This window comes from Streptomyces sp. NBC_01477 (assembly GCF_036227245.1).
In the GTDB taxonomy this organism is placed as follows: Bacteria; Actinomycetota; Actinomycetes; order Streptomycetales; family Streptomycetaceae; genus Actinacidiphila.
Genome location: NZ_CP109445.1, coordinates 3,499,077 through 3,512,772 on the forward strand (window position 1 = coordinate 3,499,077; position 13,696 = coordinate 3,512,772).

Below are 13,696 nucleotides of genomic sequence, written 5' to 3' on the forward strand. Positions count from 1 at the left end.
GTGCTCGGCCGTACTCATGTACGCAGGTGCCGTGCGCGGTGTCCCGGCCGCGCACCTGCTTGGTGCATGACGCTTGGCGCCCTGTACTTGGTTGTACCAGTCGTATCACCACAGATATACGACGGCGGCGCCACATGCGAACGCCCCGGAGGCAATGGTGTGCCTCCGGGGCGTTGTGCAGCGGCAACGGCGTGCCGGGTGCGACTAGCGCTTGCTGAACTGCGGCGCCTTGCGGGCCTTCTTCAGACCGGCCTTCTTCCGCTCGACCGCACGGTCGTCACGGGTCAGGAAGCCGGCCTTCTTGAGCGGGCCGCGGTTGTTGTCGACGTCGGCCTCGTTCAGCGCACGGGCGACACCGAGGCGCAGCGCACCGGCCTGGCCCGAGATGCCGCCGCCGCTGATGCGGGCGATGACGTCGTAGCGGTTGTCGAGTTCGAGCACCTTGAAGGGCTCGTTGACTTCCTGCTGGTGCACCTTGTTCGGGAAGTAGCCCTCAAGGGTGCGGCCGTTGATCTTCCACTTTCCGCTGCCCGGGACGATCCGGACGCGGGCGATGGACTGCTTGCGGCGGCCGGTGCCGGCAGCCGGCTGCGGGTCGCCGAAGCGCGAGGCGAGCGACTCGGAGGTGTACTCCCCCTCGACGGCCTCGGACTCGAAGGTGGTGATCTCCTCGAAAGGCTCGTCGCCCTCGATGACGGTCTCGGCAGTGGTCTCAGCCACGATTCTCCTCAGGTTCTTTCTGGTAGCTGGTGGCCGGGAACTACTGCGCGACCTGGGTGATCTCGAACGGCACCGGCTGCTGGGCAGCGTGCGGGTGCTGGTCGCCCGAGTAGACCTTCAGCTTGGAGAGCATCTGACGGCCCAGGGTGTTCTTCGGAAGCATGCCCTTGACGGCCTTCTCGACGGCCTTCTCGGGATTCTTCTCCAGCAGCTCGTCATAGCGCACGGAACGCAGACCGCCCGGGTAGCCCGAGTGGCGGTAGGCCATCTTCTGGGTCCGCTTGTTACCCGAGAGGTGGACCTTGTCGGCGTTGATGATGATGACGAAGTCGCCGGTGTCGACGTGGGGCGCGTAGATGGGCTTGTGCTTGCCCCGCAGAAGGGTGGCGGCCTGAGTGGCCAGACGGCCCAGGACAACGTCCTGCGCGTCGATGACATGCCACTGGCGCTGGACATCGCCGGGCTTGGGGCTGAACGTACGCACGGTCGTAGCCTTCGCTTCTTCTCAGTAGTGGTTTCCCCTGACCCGCCGCGAGGGCGGTGGGGAAGGGTCCTGACAAGGCCACCCGGACGATCACGACAGCCATGGCCGCATACGGGGACGCAACCCGTCTGCCTGCCGCTGGTCATCGGCCCGGTGGACCGGCGTAAGGGCCCCTCACGTGAGATAGAGCAAGCCAATACGCATAACGAACCCGAAGAATACCCGGGCGGCCCCCGGCGGGTCAAAACGCGTGTGCGGCCCCGGCCGTGGACCCCCTCACCGTTCGCGCTCCACGCGGCGCTCGTCCCACACCGGAGCGGCCGTCTCGCGGACCAGCCCGTCGGAGCCGAAGACCAGGTAGCGGTCGAAACTGCGGGCGAACCAGCGGTCGTGCGTGACGGCCAGCACCGTACCGTCGTAGGCCTCCAGGCCCTCCTGGAGGGCTTCCGCGCTCTCCAGGTCGAGGTTGTCCGTCGGCTCGTCCAGCAGCAGCGCGGTCGTGCCCTCCAGCTCCATCAGCAGGATCTGGAAGCGGGCCTGCTGCCCGCCGGACAGCTTGTCGAAGGGCTGGTCGCCCTGCCGCTCCAGTTCGTACCGGCGCAGCACCGACATCGCCCGCCCGCGGTCCCTGGCGTGCTCGGTCCACAGGATGTCCACCAGCGGGCGCCCGCGCAGCTCGGGGTGCGCGTGGGTCTGCGCGAAGTGGCCGGGCACGACCCGGGCGCCCAGCTTGTACGTGCCCTTGTGCGCCACGCCCGTGTCCCCCGCCAGCAGCCGCAGGAAATGCGACTTGCCCGAGCCGTTCGAGCCGAGCACCGCGACCCGCTCGCCGTAGAAGACCTCCAGGTCGAAGGGCTTCATCAGGCCGGTCAGCTCCAGCTTCTCGCAGGTCACCGCCCGTACACCGGTCCTGCCGCCCTTGAGCCGCATCCTGATGTCCTGCTCGCGCGGCGGCTCCTGCGGGGCGCCCGCGTCCTCGAACCGCTTCAGCCGGGTCTGCGCCGCGTGGTAGCGCGAGGCCATGTCGGGGCTGTTCGCCGCCTGCTGCCGCAGCCGCAGCACCATCGCCTTGAGCTTGGCGTGCTCCTCCTCCCAGCGGCGGCGCAGCTCCTCGAAGCGGGCGAAGCGCTCCTTGCGGGCCTCGTGGAAGGTGTCGAAACCGCCGCCGTGCACCCAGGTCGTGGACCCGGTCGGCCCGGTCTCCACGCTGACGATCTTCTCCGCGGTACGCGACAGCAGCTCGCGGTCGTGGCTGACGAACAGCACGGTCTTGCGGGTGGCGGCGATCTGCTCCTCCAGCCAGCGCTTGCCCGGCACGTCCAGGTAGTTGTCCGGCTCGTCGAGCAGCAGCACCTCGTCGGGGCCGCGCAGCAGCGCTTCGAGCACCAGCCGCTTCTGCTCGCCGCCGGACAGCGTCTTGACCTCGCGCCACTGCGCCCGCTCGTACGGGACGCCGAGTGCCGCCATCGTGCACATGTCCCACAGCGTCTCGGCCTCGTAGCCGCGCGCCTCGGCCCAGTCGCCCAGCGCGTGCGCGTACGCCATCTGCGCCGGCTCGTCGTCCTGCGCCATGATCGCCAGCTCGGCCGCGTCCACCGCCTCCGCGGCCTCGCGGATCCGCGGGTGCGCCACCGACACCAGCAGGTCGCGTACGGTCCTGTCGTCCCGGACGCTCCCGATGAACTGCCGCATCACGCCGAGGCCGCCGCTGACGGTGACCCCGCCGCCGTGCGGCGCGATCTCCCCCGAGATCAGCCGCAGCAGAGTGGTCTTGCCCGCGCCGTTCGGCCCGACCAGCGCCACGGCCGCGCCGTCGCCGACGCGGAACGAGACGTCGCCGAGCAGCGCCCGCCCGTCCGGCAGGTAATACTCCAGGTGCGCTGCTTCCACATGTCCCATGGCCTGAATTCTCCCGTGCGGCCCGATCCCGCCCAACCCGTTTTCCCGGGACAGTCGTACCACCCCCGCGGGCCGCTGCCCGCGGTACACCGGGGACCCGCACCGGCAATATGATGCGCGACATGACCGATGGCCCCGGGCAGCAGCCGCCGCAGGAACCGCGCAGGAACGCCGCAGACGGCGAGCGCGAAGTGCTGGAGGGACGCGTCATCCCCTCCCGCGGGCACTCCCAGCGGGACGCCGACCCCCGCCAGCAGTTCCGCCGGCAGTCCCCACCGCCGCAGGCCCCCGAGCCGGGCCCCGCGTGGTCCCCGCAGGCCGACGCCGCCGCGCAGGCCGCGTCCCAGGCGCAGCCCCAGGGCGGCCAGCCGTGGTCCTCCGCCCCGGACCAGCCCGCCGCCCTCGACCCGACGGGCCGGCCGGAACCGGCGACCCAGATCATCCCGGCGCAGAACTGGTCGCCCCCGCAGCAGGCGGCCCCGCCGGCGCAGCAGCAGGCGCCGGGGCCGCAGCAGCCGTACGCGGGCCAGCAGGCCCCGGCGCAACCGCAGGCCTACGGCGGCGAGCAGGCGCCCCCGCAGCAGCAGCCCCAGCCCCAGGCTCACAGCGGCCAGGCGCCCGCCCAGCAGCAGCCCCAGCCGCAGTCGTACGGGGGCCGGCAGGCGCCCGCACAGCCGCAGGGGCCGGCCCCGCAGCAGCAGGCTCCCGCGGCCCAGGGCGGCGGCGCAGGGCACGTACCGTTCGCCGGCGGTCCTGCACCGCGGCCGACGCCTCCGGCGCGGACACAGCCGCAGGCAGAGCCACGGCACGCGGGCGGCGGCGGGGCCGCCGAGTCCGGCACGCCGGACTGGACCGCGCTCGCCGAGCGGCAGGAGGCGACCGGCGCGCGCCGCCGCCGGGTCCTGATGCTCGCCGGCGGGATCGTCGCCGTCGCCGTGATAGCCGGCGTCGTGGCCACCGCGGTCGTCATGTCCGGCAAGAGCGACGGCAAGCCGTCGGCGGGGCCGTCCTCCGCCACGAGCAGCACCGCGAGCCAGCAGCCGCTGCCCCCCGCGCCGTCCTTCTCCTCGGTCGCCCCTCCCCCGCCGGTCGATCCGCGGGACTACCTCAACACCGCCGCCAAGGACAAGGCGCCGCTCACCCCTGAATCCCTCTTCCCCGGCAAGCAGTTCGTCTGGAAGGGCCGTACGTACGTCAAGACGGCGACCGACGTCACGGCCTCCTGCGCGAAGAACGCCAGGCAGGCCGTCGCGACGGCCCTCAGCGCCAACGGCTGCCAGAAGCTGATACGCGCCACGTACACGCAGGGCGGGCTCGCCGTGACGGTCGGCGTCGCCGTCTTCGCGGACGACACGCACGCGAAGAAGGTGCAGGGGGTCTCGCAGTACCTCGCCCCGCTCAACGGCGGGGGCGTCGCCGACTTCTGCCGGGCGGTGCGGTGCCAGATGACGGCGAACTCCGTCGGGCGTTACGCGTACTTCGCCATCGCGGGCTTCAAGAACGGGACGACGCTGGCGGCGAACGACACGGTGGGGAAGCAGGCGGCGAACGACGCGTCTGATTTCGCGTTCAGCCGCATCGTGCAGCGCGGCAAGGACGCTGCCGCGGCCGATCCGACCAGGAAGTAGTCCCCCCGGCCTGCCCCTGCGGGCCGCGCCGGCCTTCCCCCGGTGGGGGCTGGCCGCGCAGCTCCCCGCGCCCCTGATGGTCGCCCTCTACGGCGGAGGACGAGCCCTTAGGGGCGCGGGGAACTGCGCGAAGCGCCACGACGGCGGCACGGGCGCCAGGAGAGGGGAAGGGGCACCCCCTCAGGCGAGGCGTGACCGGCTAGGCGCAGCCCGGCAGCGTGCGCAGGTTGCGGGCCTCGCGGCTGCGGGCCGCGAGGAGTTCATCGGCCGGGTAGCCGACCTCCTCCAGGGTCAGCCCGTGCGGCCGTACGACGTTCACCGCGGAGTGCCGCACCCGTCCGGCCAGGACCTCCGCCGGGAAGGCGACCGGCCGGTGCCCGTCCCCGACCAGGATCATCGCCCCGACCAGCGCCCGCACCATGTTGTGGCAGAAGGCGTCCGCCCTGACCGTGGCGACGGCGACGCCGTCGCGCGCCCGCTCCCAGCGCACATCGAGCAGCGTGCGGATCGTCGTCGCACCCTCGCGCTTCTTGCAGTACGCCGCGAAGTCGTGCTCCCCGAGCAGCAGTTGCGCGGCGGCGTTCATGGCGTCGACGTCCACCGGCCGGTCGTGCCACAGCACGTGCCCGCGCAGCAGCGGATCGACCCCGCCGGGGTGGTCGCCGACCCGGTAGGCGTACCGGCGCCAGATCGCGGAGAAGCGCGCGTTGAAGCCGGAGGGCGCCTCGCTGACGCCGAAGACGCGGACGTCCCAGGGCAGGCGTCCGGCCAGCCGCCTGCGCAGTTTGCCGCGCTCGGCGTCCCACACCTCGGCCGGCAGGTCGACGTGCGCGACCTGGCCGCGGGCGTGGACGCCGGCGTCGGTGCGGCCGGCCACCGTCAGCTCGACGGGCTCCGGCAGCCGCAGGACCGTGGTGATCGCCGACTCCAGCTCGCCCTGGACCGTACGGCGGGTGCGCTGCTTGGCCCAGCCGGAGAAGTCGGCCCCGTCGTATGCCAGGTCGAGCCGGACCCGTACGAAACCGGGTGCAGCGTCGTCGCTCACGCGTAGCTCCTCAACCGTGGGGAAGCGGAAGGACCCGCACCCCCAGGGGGTACGGGTCCGCCCGTAGAACCTGTCGGACGCCTCAGGCGTCCTTGGCCTCGTCCGACTCCTCGGCGTCCGCCTCCGCGTCAGCGGGCTTGGCGTCCTCGACGGCCTCGTCCTTCTTGAGGTCGGCGATGGCGTCGTCGCCCGCGGTGTCCTTCGCGGAACGCTTCGTCGCGGCCTCGGCCTCACCGACAGCGGACTGCTGCACGGTCAGGGCCTCGACCAGCTCGATGACCGCCATGGGCGCGTTGTCGCCGCGGCGGGGGCCGATCTTGGTGATCCGGGTGTAGCCACCCGGGCGGTTCTCGTACCGCGGGCCGATCTCGGTGAAGAGCGTGTGCACGATGCTCTTGTCCGTGATCGTCTGCAGCACCTGGCGACGGTTGTGCATGTCGCCCTTCTTCGCCTTGGTGATCAGGCGCTCCGCGACCGGGCGCAGCCGGCGCGCCTTGGCCTCGGTGGTGGTGATGCGGCCGTGCTCGAAGAGCGCCTTCGCGAGGTTCGCGAGAAGCAGCTTCTCGTGCGCGGCGCTGCCGCCCAGACGGGCACCCTTGGCGGGCTGAGGCATGGTCTTTCTCCTTCTACGCTGCACCGGCCGTGTCAGGTACCGATGTCAGTGCGAACTGGCGGCTGCCAGCTCGTAAGCCCCGGGGCGCACCCCAGGAAGTCCTGCATCCCTCCCGGGCTTGCGCCCGGGCGCCCCCTCGGGGGCGCGGGGAACCGCGCGAGCAACCCACCACCGGCCGGTGGTCCGGATGCGACAGCAACAGCCCTTCAGGCCGGTGCCGACCCGCGCCCCGGTGGGGGCTTGCCGCGCAGTTCCCCGCGCCCCTGGAGGCGCGTTCTCTGCGGTAGCGGTTCCCCCCGCGGCAGCGGACCGCCGCGGGGGAACCGCGTACACCTGGCCGACCCCCGGAGGGATCAGTACTGCTCGGTCTCCACGAAGCCGGCGTCGACGTCGTCGTCGGCGCCGAAGGCGTCGGCGGCGGCGGTCGGGTCGAATCCGGGCGGGCTGTCCTTGAGGGCCAGGCCCATGCCGGCCAGCTTCGCCTTGACCTCGTCGATCGACTTCGCACCGAAGTTGCGGATGTCGAGCAGGTCCGCCTCGGAGCGTGCGACGAGCTCGCCCACGGAGTGGATGCCCTCGCGCTTGAGGCAGTTGTAGGAGCGGACGGTGAGTTCCAGCTCCTCGATCGGCAGCGCCAGATCCGCGGCCAGGGCGGCGTCCGTGGGGGACGGGCCCATGTCGATGCCCTCGGCGTCGACGTTCAGCTCGCGGGCCAGGCCGAACAGCTCGACCAGGGTCTTGCCCGCCGACGCCATGGCGTCCCGCGGGCGCATGGCCTGCTTGGTCTCGACGTCGACGATCAGCTTGTCGAAGTCGGTGCGCTGCTCGACTCGGGTCGCCTCGACCTTGTAGGTGACCTTGAGCACCGGGCTGTAGATGGAGTCGACCGGGATACGGCCGATCTCCTGGCCCTGCTGCTTGTTCTGCACCGCGGAGACGTAGCCGCGACCGCGCTCGACGGTCAGCTCCATCTCCAGCTTGCCCTTGGCGTTGAGCGTGGCCAGGACCAGGTCGGGGTTGTGCACCTCGACACCGGCCGGGGGCGCGATGTCGGCGGCGGTGACGACACCCGGACCCTGCTTGCGCAGGTACATCACGACCGGCTCGTCGTGCTCCGAGGAGACGACCAGCTGCTTGATGTTGAGGATGACGTCGGTCACGTCCTCCTTGACGCCCGGCACGGTGGTGAACTCGTGCAGGACACCGTCGACCCGGATCGAGGTGACCGCGGCACCCGGGATCGAGGACAGGAGCGTACGGCGGAGCGAATTGCCGAGGGTGTAGCCGAAGCCCGGCTCGAGCGGCTCGATCACGAACCGTGAGCGGAATTCGTCGACGACCTCTTCGGTCAACGAGGGACGCTGAGCAATCAGCATGTTCGTGGGTCCTTCTGTCGTGGGCGCCCGCTATTTGACGCCCCCTGTTACTACGAGGGTACGGGCGGCACGGCGGAACCGTCGTAACGGCAGCCGTACCGCCCGTTCCCGCGAGCCGCTACTTGGAGTAGAACTCGACGATCAACTGCTCCTGCACCTGGGTGTCGATCACCTGGCGCTCGGGCAGGCTGTGCACGAGGATCCGGAGCTTGCCCGCGTTGGCCTCGAGCCACGCCGGCACGGTCTTGTCGCCGGCCTCGCCCTGCGCCACCGCGAACGGGGTCAGGTTCCGGGACGACTCGCGGACCTCGATGATGTCACTCACAGCGACGCGAGCCGACGGAATGTCGTTCTTGCGCCCGTTGACGGTGATGTGTCCGTGACGGACCAGCTGACGGGCGTGGTCGCGGGACTTGGCGAAGCCGGCCCGGTACACCACGTTGTCGAGGCGGGTCTCAAGGATGCGAAGCAGGTTCTCACCGGTCTTGCCGGACTTCTGGTTCGCTTCCTTGTAGTAGTTCACGAACTGCTTCTCGAGGACACCGTAGATGCGGCCGCACTTCTGCTTCTCACGCAGCTGAAGCAGGTACTCGCTGTCCTTGGTGCGCCCGCGTCCGTGCTCACCCGGGGGGTAAGGACGGATCTCGATCGGGCACTTCGCGCTCTCGCACTTCGCTCCCTTGAGGAAGAGCTTCTGCTTCTCCCGACGGCAACGCTTGCAGTCGGCCCCGGTGTAACGCGCCATTGTCTCAGTTCTCCTGTTATCGGCTGGTCAGACGCGGCGGCGCTTCGGCGGGCGGCAGCCGTTGTGCGGGGTCGGGGTGACGTCCTGGATCGACCCGACCTCAAGGCCGGTGGCCTGGAGGGAGCGGATCGCGGTCTCGCGGCCGGAGCCGGGACCCTTGACGAAGACGTCCACCTTGCGCATGCCGTGCTCCTGCGCCCGGCGGGCGGCCGACTCGGCGGCCATCTGCGCGGCGAAGGGGGTGGACTTGCGCGAGCCCTTGAAGCCGACGTGGCCGGCGGAGGCCCAGGAGATCACGTTGCCCGCGGGGTCGGTGATCGAGACGATCGTGTTGTTGAACGTGCTCTTGATGTGGGCGTGCCCATGAGCGACGTTCTTCTTTTCCTTGCGGCGCACCTTCTTGGCTGCGCCCTGACGGCCCTTAGGAGGCATGTGTCACGTTCTCCCGGTGGAGGTGGTCGGTCCTACGAGCGAAGACCGCTGGGTGGTCCTGCTGTGGACTACTTCTTGCCCGGCTTCTTCTTGCCGGCGATGGCGCGACGCGGGCCCTTGCGGGTGCGGGCGTTGGTGTGAGTGCGCTGCCCGTGGACGGGCAGGCCCCGGCGGTGACGCAGACCCTGGTAGCAGCCGATCTCGACCTTGCGGCGGATGTCGGCCTGCACCGAACGACGGAGGTCACCCTCGGTCGTGTAGTTGTCGTCGACCCACTTGGCGATCTTGATGAGGTCTTCCTCAGCAAGGTCGCGCACGCGGACGTCGGGGTTCACACCGGTGTTCTTCAGGATGTCCTGGGCGCGCGAGCGCCCGATGCCGAAGACATAGGTGAGGGCGATCTCCACGCGCTTCTCGCGCGGGAGGTCAACGCCTGAAAGGCGTGCCATGTGTGTGGCTCCTGGGATGTCGGAGGTCTTCCGCAGCACCGGTTCCCGGCGGCCGTATCAGGTACCGGACGGGTCCCCGGCCTCCGCCGGGGGTGTCGTCCCCCTTCGTACGGGGACGGGCGCTGCGTATGTACGTGTGTGCGTCGCGCGAATCTCTGCGGAGGTGCAGAAGGAGCAGGTCGTGCGTCAGCCCTGGCGCTGCTTGTGGCGCAGGTTGTCGCAGATGACCATGACCCGGCCGTGGCGGCGGATCACCTTGCACTTGTCGCAGATCTTCTTGACGCTCGGCTTGACCTTCATGGGATGTCAGGTTCTCCGGGTCTTGAGATCTACTTGTATCGGTAGACGATCCGTCCGCGCGTCAGGTCGTACGGAGACAGCTCCACGACGACCCGGTCATCCGGAAGGATACGGATGTAGTGCATCCGCATCTTGCCGCTGATGTGCGCGAGGACCTTGTGACCGTTCTGCAGCTCCACCTTGAACATGGCGTTCGGCAGAGACTCGATCACGGTGCCCTCGATTTCGATGGCGCCTTGCTTTTTGGCCATGTCCTGCTTTCGGGATCGGCTACCTTGGTCGACTCTGGGCATGCCGGAAGACATACGAGAGCCGACGTGTCAGTCTACGACAAGGCACCCGGAAAGACGAATCCACTGTGTATGCCCATGCCGCAAGATCGTTATGCCGCCGGCGGCGGGCGCCTCACGCGACCGGGTCGGGCGCCACCGTGATGCCGTACTCGGCGAGCTTGGCCCGGCCGCAGTCCGGCGCGGTGAGCACCAGCGGGCCGTCCTCGGTCAGGGCGATGGTGTGCTCCCAGTGCGAGGACCACGAGCCGTCGTCGGACTTGACGGTCCACTCGTCGTCCAGCACGTGGGTGTGCGGGGAGCCGAGGGTGACCATCGGCTCGATCGCCAGGCACACCCCGGGGATGAGCTTGATGCCGCGCCCGCGCTTCTTGCTGACGTAGTTCAGCAGGTGCGGGTCCATGTGCATCTCGGTGCCGATGCCGTGGCCGCCGTAGTCCTCGACGATGCCGTACTTGCCCGACGCGGGGCGCGGCTGGCGGCGGATGTAGCTCTCGACGGCACGCGAGATGTCTTCGAGCCGGTTGCCCTTGCGGAAGGCGGCGATGCCGGCCCACATGGACTCCTCGGTCACCCGGCTCAGTTCGACCAGCTCGGGCGCGTGCCCCGAGCCGACGAAGCAGGTGTAGGCCGCGTCGCCGTGCCAGCCGTCCACGATGGCGCCGGCGTCGATGGCGATGATGTCGCCGTCCTTGAGCACGGTCGCCCGGTCGGGGATGCCGTGCACGACCACGTCGTTGACCGACGTGCAGATGTTGCCGGGGAAGCCGCCGTAGCCCAGGAAGTTCGGCTTGGCGCCGTGGTCGGCGATCACCTGGGCGGCGATCTCGTCCAGGTCCTTGGTGGTGGCACCGGGGACGGCCGCCGCGCGGGTCGCCTCGTGCACCGCCGCGACGACCAGTCCGGCGCGCCTCATCGTGGCGATCTGCTCCGGGGTCTTGATCTCCACCATGCGGCTGACGCCCTCCTTCGATCGGGGTGTACGGGCGCGAGTGCCCGTTCAACGATACGGCCGTGGTGCCCGTCGGGGCACCACGGCCGTATGCCGTGCTGTGCTGTTGTGCTGCCGTGCCGCGGTCCGCTCAGAACGCGCTCAGGCGGCGTCGTCGCGCCGCAGCGCCTCCATCGCGCGCTCCGTGACCTCGGCCACGGTGCCGAGCGCCGAGATCGTCACCACAAGATTCTGCTGCTTGTAGTAGTCGATGATCGGCTCGGTCTCGCGGTGGTAGACGTCGAGGCGGTTGCGGACCTTGTCCTCGGCGTCGTCGCTGCGCTGGTACAGCTCGCCGCCGCACACGTCGCAGACCCCGGACACCTTGGGCTGCTTGTTCTCGACGTGGAAGACGTGCGCGCTGTCGTTGCGGCACACCCGGCGGCCGGCGATCCGCTTGACGACCTCGCCCTCGGGGACCTCCAGGTCGAGCACGCCGTCCAGCGCGATGCCGTGGGCGGCCAGGTAGGCGTCGAGCGCCTGGGCCTGGAAGTCGTTGCGCGGGAAGCCGTCGAGCAGGAAGCCGCCGACGGCGTCCGGCTGGTCCAGCCGGTCCTCCGCCATGCCGATGGTGACCTCGTCCGGCACCAGGTCGCCGGCGTCCATGTACGCCTTCGCCTGCTTGCCGAGGTCGGTGCCCTGGCTGATGTTGGCGCGGAACAGGTCGCCCGTCGAGATGTGCGGGATCGACAGGTTCTTGGCGAGGTACGCGGCCTGCGTCCCCTTGCCCGCGCCGGGCGGCCCGACCAGGACGATACGCATCAGCGGAGGAACCCTTCGTAGTTACGCTGCTGTAGCTGGCTCTCGATCTGCTTCACCGTCTCCAGACCGACACCCACGATGATCAGGATGCTGGTACCGCCGAGTGGGAAGTTGCCGTTGCTGCCGTTGAAGATCGCGATCGCGACCGTCGGCACGAGGGCGATGAGACCCAGGTAGAGCGCGCCCGGCCACGTGATGCGGTTCAGCACGTAACTCAGGTATTCAGCGGTGGGGCGGCCTGCGCGGATGCCCGGAATGAACCCACCATACTTCTTCATGTTGTCGGCGACTTCTTCGGGGTTGAACGAGATCGCGACGTAGAAGAAGGCGAAGAACACGATCAGCAGGAAGTACGCGGCCATGTACACCGGGTGGTCGCCCTTGGTGAAGTTCCGGCTGATCCACTGGGCCCAGCCCGAGGTCGAACCGGAGAACTGCACGATCAGCGCCGGGATGTACAGCAGCGACGACGCGAAGATGACCGGGATGACACCGGCCTGGTTGACCTTGAGCGGGATGTACGTGGAGGTGCCGCCGTACGACCGCCGGCCGATCATGCGCTTGGCGTACTGCACCGGGATACGGCGTTGCGCCTGTTCGACGAAGACCACCAGGCCCACCATCGCCAGGCCGACCGCGATCACCGCGAGGAATTCCACCCAGCCGTCCGCGATCTTGCCGGAGACCTTGATCGCCCACAGCGAGCCCGGGAAGCCGGCCGCGATGGAGACGAACATCAGGATCGACATGCCGTTGCCGATGCCGCGGTCGGTGACCAGCTCACCGAGCCACATGATCATCACGGTGCCCGCGGTCATCGTCGTGACCATGGTGATCGTGGTGAAGATCGACTGGTTGGGCACGATGCCGCCGGCGTTGTTGCAGCCGGAGAACAGGCTGCCGGAGCGGGCGGTGGCGACCAGGCCCGTACCCTGGAGCACGGCCAGCGCGACCGTCAGGTACCGGGTGTACTGCGTGATCTTCGTGGTGCCGGCCTGGCCCTCCTTCTTGAGGGCCTCCAGACGCGGGATCACCACCGTGAGCAGTTGGAGGATGATGCTCGCCGTGATGTACGGCATGATGCCGAGCGCGAAGATCGTCAGCTGCAGCAGTGCGCCGCCGCTGAACATGTTCACCAGGCCGAAGAGGCTGTTGTTGCCCTTCGTGTCCTTGATGCACTGGTTGACGACCGTGTAGTCGATACCCGGCACCGGTACGTGCGCTCCGAGGCGGTAGACCACCACGATGCCCAGGGTGAACAGAAGCTTCTTGCGCAGGTCGGGCGTCTTGAACGCCCGTGCGAACGCGGTGAGCACGGTGCCTCCTGCACCCCCCGCGCCAGGGCGGAAGGACGGTTTATGAGGGTTCTGACGACAGCAGCGTCGGCCAGCCTACCGGCGACATGGCCCCGCAAGGAATGACCAGCCGGGGAAGGAAAATCACAGGAACGAACGACCGGGGATGCCCAGGTGTATCTGGGCATCCCCGGTCGTGTTCGGCATCGGGCTCAGACGAGCTCGGTGACGGTGCCGCCGGCGGCGGCGATCTTCTCCTTGGCGGAGCCGGAGACCGCGTCAACGGTCACCGTCAGCGCCACGGAGACCTCGCCGGTGCCGAGCACCTTGACGAGCTGGTTCTTGCGTACCGCACCCTTGGCGACCAGGTCGGCCACCGTCACCTCGCCACCCTCCGGGTAGAGGGTCGCGAGCTTGTCCAGGTTGACGACCTGGTACTCGGTGCGGAACGGGTTCTTGAAGCCCTTGAGCTTCGGGAGCCGCATGTGGAGGGGCATCTGCCCGCCCTCGAAGCGCTCCGGAACCTGGTAGCGGGCCTTGGTGCCCTTGGTGCCACGACCGGCCGTCTTGCCCTTGGACGCCTCGCCGCGACCCACACGGGTCTTGGCGGTCTTGGCGCCCGGAGCGGGACGGAGGTTGTGGAGCTTGATCGGGTTGTCACCCATGA

At 69.4% G+C, this 13,696-nt stretch carries 16 protein-coding genes; 1 reads left to right on the forward strand and 15 read right to left on the reverse strand.

Features of this window, described 5'->3' with window-relative positions:
• Positions 1-204: 204 nt before the first annotated feature.
• From rpsI to OHA86_RS14235, 3 genes are all read right to left on the reverse strand, one after another.
• On the reverse strand, positions 205-720 hold the full coding sequence (rpsI, locus tag OHA86_RS14225) for a 30S ribosomal protein S9 (protein WP_329175537.1): 516 nt from the start codon (positions 718-720) through the stop codon (positions 205-207).
• Positions 721-760: 40 nt separating this feature from the next.
• Positions 761-1,204 (reverse strand): 50S ribosomal protein L13, encoded by a 444-nt coding sequence (gene rplM / locus OHA86_RS14230; RefSeq protein ID WP_329175539.1) that lies wholly within the window; start codon positions 1,202-1,204, stop codon positions 761-763.
• A 276-nt stretch (positions 1,205-1,480) separates the two neighbouring features.
• Positions 1,481-3,103, reverse strand: a complete 1,623-nt coding sequence (locus tag OHA86_RS14235) for an ABC-F family ATP-binding cassette domain-containing protein (protein WP_329175541.1) — start codon at positions 3,101-3,103, stop codon at positions 1,481-1,483.
• A 122-nt stretch (positions 3,104-3,225) separates the two neighbouring features.
• Here OHA86_RS14235 and OHA86_RS14240 point away from each other — a divergent pair, with 122 nt between their 5' ends.
• On the forward strand, positions 3,226-4,731 hold the full coding sequence (locus tag OHA86_RS14240) for a hypothetical protein (RefSeq protein WP_329175542.1): 1,506 nt from the start codon (positions 3,226-3,228) through the stop codon (positions 4,729-4,731).
• 199 nt (positions 4,732-4,930) lie between these two features.
• On the opposite strand, the gene truA is transcribed toward OHA86_RS14240, so the two are convergent.
• The 12 genes from truA to rplO all read right to left on the reverse strand — a co-directional run bounded on the left by truA (position 4,931) and on the right by rplO (position 13,694).
• Positions 4,931-5,776 (reverse strand): tRNA pseudouridine(38-40) synthase TruA, encoded by an 846-nt coding sequence (gene truA / locus OHA86_RS14245; RefSeq protein ID WP_329175543.1) that lies wholly within the window; start codon positions 5,774-5,776, stop codon positions 4,931-4,933.
• 82 nt (positions 5,777-5,858) lie between these two features.
• Positions 5,859-6,389, reverse strand: a complete 531-nt coding sequence (gene rplQ, locus OHA86_RS14250) for a 50S ribosomal protein L17 (protein WP_329175545.1) — start codon at positions 6,387-6,389, stop codon at positions 5,859-5,861.
• A 353-nt stretch (positions 6,390-6,742) separates the two neighbouring features.
• Entirely contained in the window at positions 6,743-7,765 is a 1,023-nt protein-coding gene (locus tag OHA86_RS14255) for a DNA-directed RNA polymerase subunit alpha (RefSeq protein WP_033177813.1), read from the reverse strand.
• Between the two features lie 118 nt (positions 7,766-7,883).
• Positions 7,884-8,510: a 30S ribosomal protein S4 gene (gene rpsD / locus OHA86_RS14260; protein WP_329175547.1), complete on the reverse strand. Its 627-nt coding sequence runs from the start codon at positions 8,508-8,510 to the stop codon at positions 7,884-7,886.
• A 27-nt stretch (positions 8,511-8,537) separates the two neighbouring features.
• Positions 8,538-8,942, reverse strand: a complete 405-nt coding sequence (rpsK, locus tag OHA86_RS14265) for a 30S ribosomal protein S11 (RefSeq protein ID WP_006376016.1) — start codon at positions 8,940-8,942, stop codon at positions 8,538-8,540.
• A gap of 68 nt (positions 8,943-9,010) precedes the next feature.
• Positions 9,011-9,391 carry a 30S ribosomal protein S13 gene (gene rpsM / locus OHA86_RS14270; RefSeq protein ID WP_329175549.1) on the reverse strand — a complete coding sequence of 127 codons (381 nt, stop codon included), beginning with the start codon at positions 9,389-9,391 and terminating at the stop codon, positions 9,011-9,013.
• A gap of 186 nt (positions 9,392-9,577) precedes the next feature.
• Positions 9,578-9,691 (reverse strand): 50S ribosomal protein L36, encoded by a 114-nt coding sequence (gene rpmJ, locus OHA86_RS14275; RefSeq protein WP_003956441.1) that lies wholly within the window; start codon positions 9,689-9,691, stop codon positions 9,578-9,580.
• A gap of 29 nt (positions 9,692-9,720) precedes the next feature.
• Positions 9,721-9,942 (reverse strand): translation initiation factor IF-1, encoded by a 222-nt coding sequence (infA, locus tag OHA86_RS14280; protein WP_003956442.1) that lies wholly within the window; start codon positions 9,940-9,942, stop codon positions 9,721-9,723.
• Positions 9,943-10,096: 154 nt separating this feature from the next.
• On the reverse strand, positions 10,097-10,933 hold the full coding sequence (gene map / locus OHA86_RS14285) for a type I methionyl aminopeptidase (RefSeq protein WP_329175551.1): 837 nt from the start codon (positions 10,931-10,933) through the stop codon (positions 10,097-10,099).
• Positions 10,934-11,074: 141 nt separating this feature from the next.
• Entirely contained in the window at positions 11,075-11,734 is a 660-nt protein-coding gene (locus tag OHA86_RS14290) for an adenylate kinase (protein ID WP_329175553.1), read from the reverse strand.
• The gene (gene secY, locus OHA86_RS14295) at positions 11,734-13,050 is read right to left on the reverse strand and encodes a preprotein translocase subunit SecY (protein WP_329175554.1); all 1,317 of its coding nucleotides are present in this window, start codon (positions 13,048-13,050) and stop codon (positions 11,734-11,736) included. Before secY ends, OHA86_RS14290 begins: the two co-directional genes overlap by 1 nt.
• A 191-nt stretch (positions 13,051-13,241) precedes the next feature.
• Positions 13,242-13,694, reverse strand: coding sequence for a 50S ribosomal protein L15 (rplO, locus tag OHA86_RS14300; RefSeq protein ID WP_443054135.1), 453 nt, complete (start codon positions 13,692-13,694; stop codon positions 13,242-13,244).
• Positions 13,695-13,696 lie beyond the last annotated feature (2 nt).

What these genes read in the sequence shown, in the direction of transcription:
- rpmJ (WP_003956441.1), bottom strand. Translation starts at nt 9,691, where the DNA reads ATGAAGGTCAAGCCGAGCGTCAAGAAGATCTGCGACAAGTGCAAGGTG.
- map (WP_329175551.1), bottom strand. Translation starts at nt 10,933, where the DNA reads ATGGTGGAGATCAAGACCCCGGAGCAGATCGCCACGATGAGGCGCGCC.
- rpsD (WP_329175547.1), bottom strand. Translation starts at nt 8,510, where the DNA reads ATGGCGCGTTACACCGGGGCCGACTGCAAGCGTTGCCGTCGGGAGAAG.
- OHA86_RS14240 (WP_329175542.1), top strand. Translation starts at nt 3,226, where the DNA reads ATGACCGATGGCCCCGGGCAGCAGCCGCCGCAGGAACCGCGCAGGAAC.
- OHA86_RS14235 (WP_329175541.1), bottom strand. Translation starts at nt 3,103, where the DNA reads ATGGGACATGTGGAAGCAGCGCACCTGGAGTATTACCTGCCGGACGGG.
- rpsM (WP_329175549.1), bottom strand. Translation starts at nt 9,391, where the DNA reads ATGGCACGCCTTTCAGGCGTTGACCTCCCGCGCGAGAAGCGCGTGGAG.
- infA (WP_003956442.1), bottom strand. Translation starts at nt 9,942, where the DNA reads ATGGCCAAAAAGCAAGGCGCCATCGAAATCGAGGGCACCGTGATCGAG.
- rplQ (WP_329175545.1), bottom strand. Translation starts at nt 6,389, where the DNA reads ATGCCTCAGCCCGCCAAGGGTGCCCGTCTGGGCGGCAGCGCCGCGCAC.
- OHA86_RS14290 (WP_329175553.1), bottom strand. Translation starts at nt 11,734, where the DNA reads ATGCGTATCGTCCTGGTCGGGCCGCCCGGCGCGGGCAAGGGGACGCAG.
- OHA86_RS14255 (WP_033177813.1), bottom strand. Translation starts at nt 7,765, where the DNA reads ATGCTGATTGCTCAGCGTCCCTCGTTGACCGAAGAGGTCGTCGACGAA.
- rplO (WP_443054135.1), bottom strand. Translation starts at nt 13,694, where the DNA reads ATGGGTGACAACCCGATCAAGCTCCACAACCTCCGTCCCGCTCCGGGC.
- rpsK (WP_006376016.1), bottom strand. Translation starts at nt 8,942, where the DNA reads ATGCCTCCTAAGGGCCGTCAGGGCGCAGCCAAGAAGGTGCGCCGCAAG.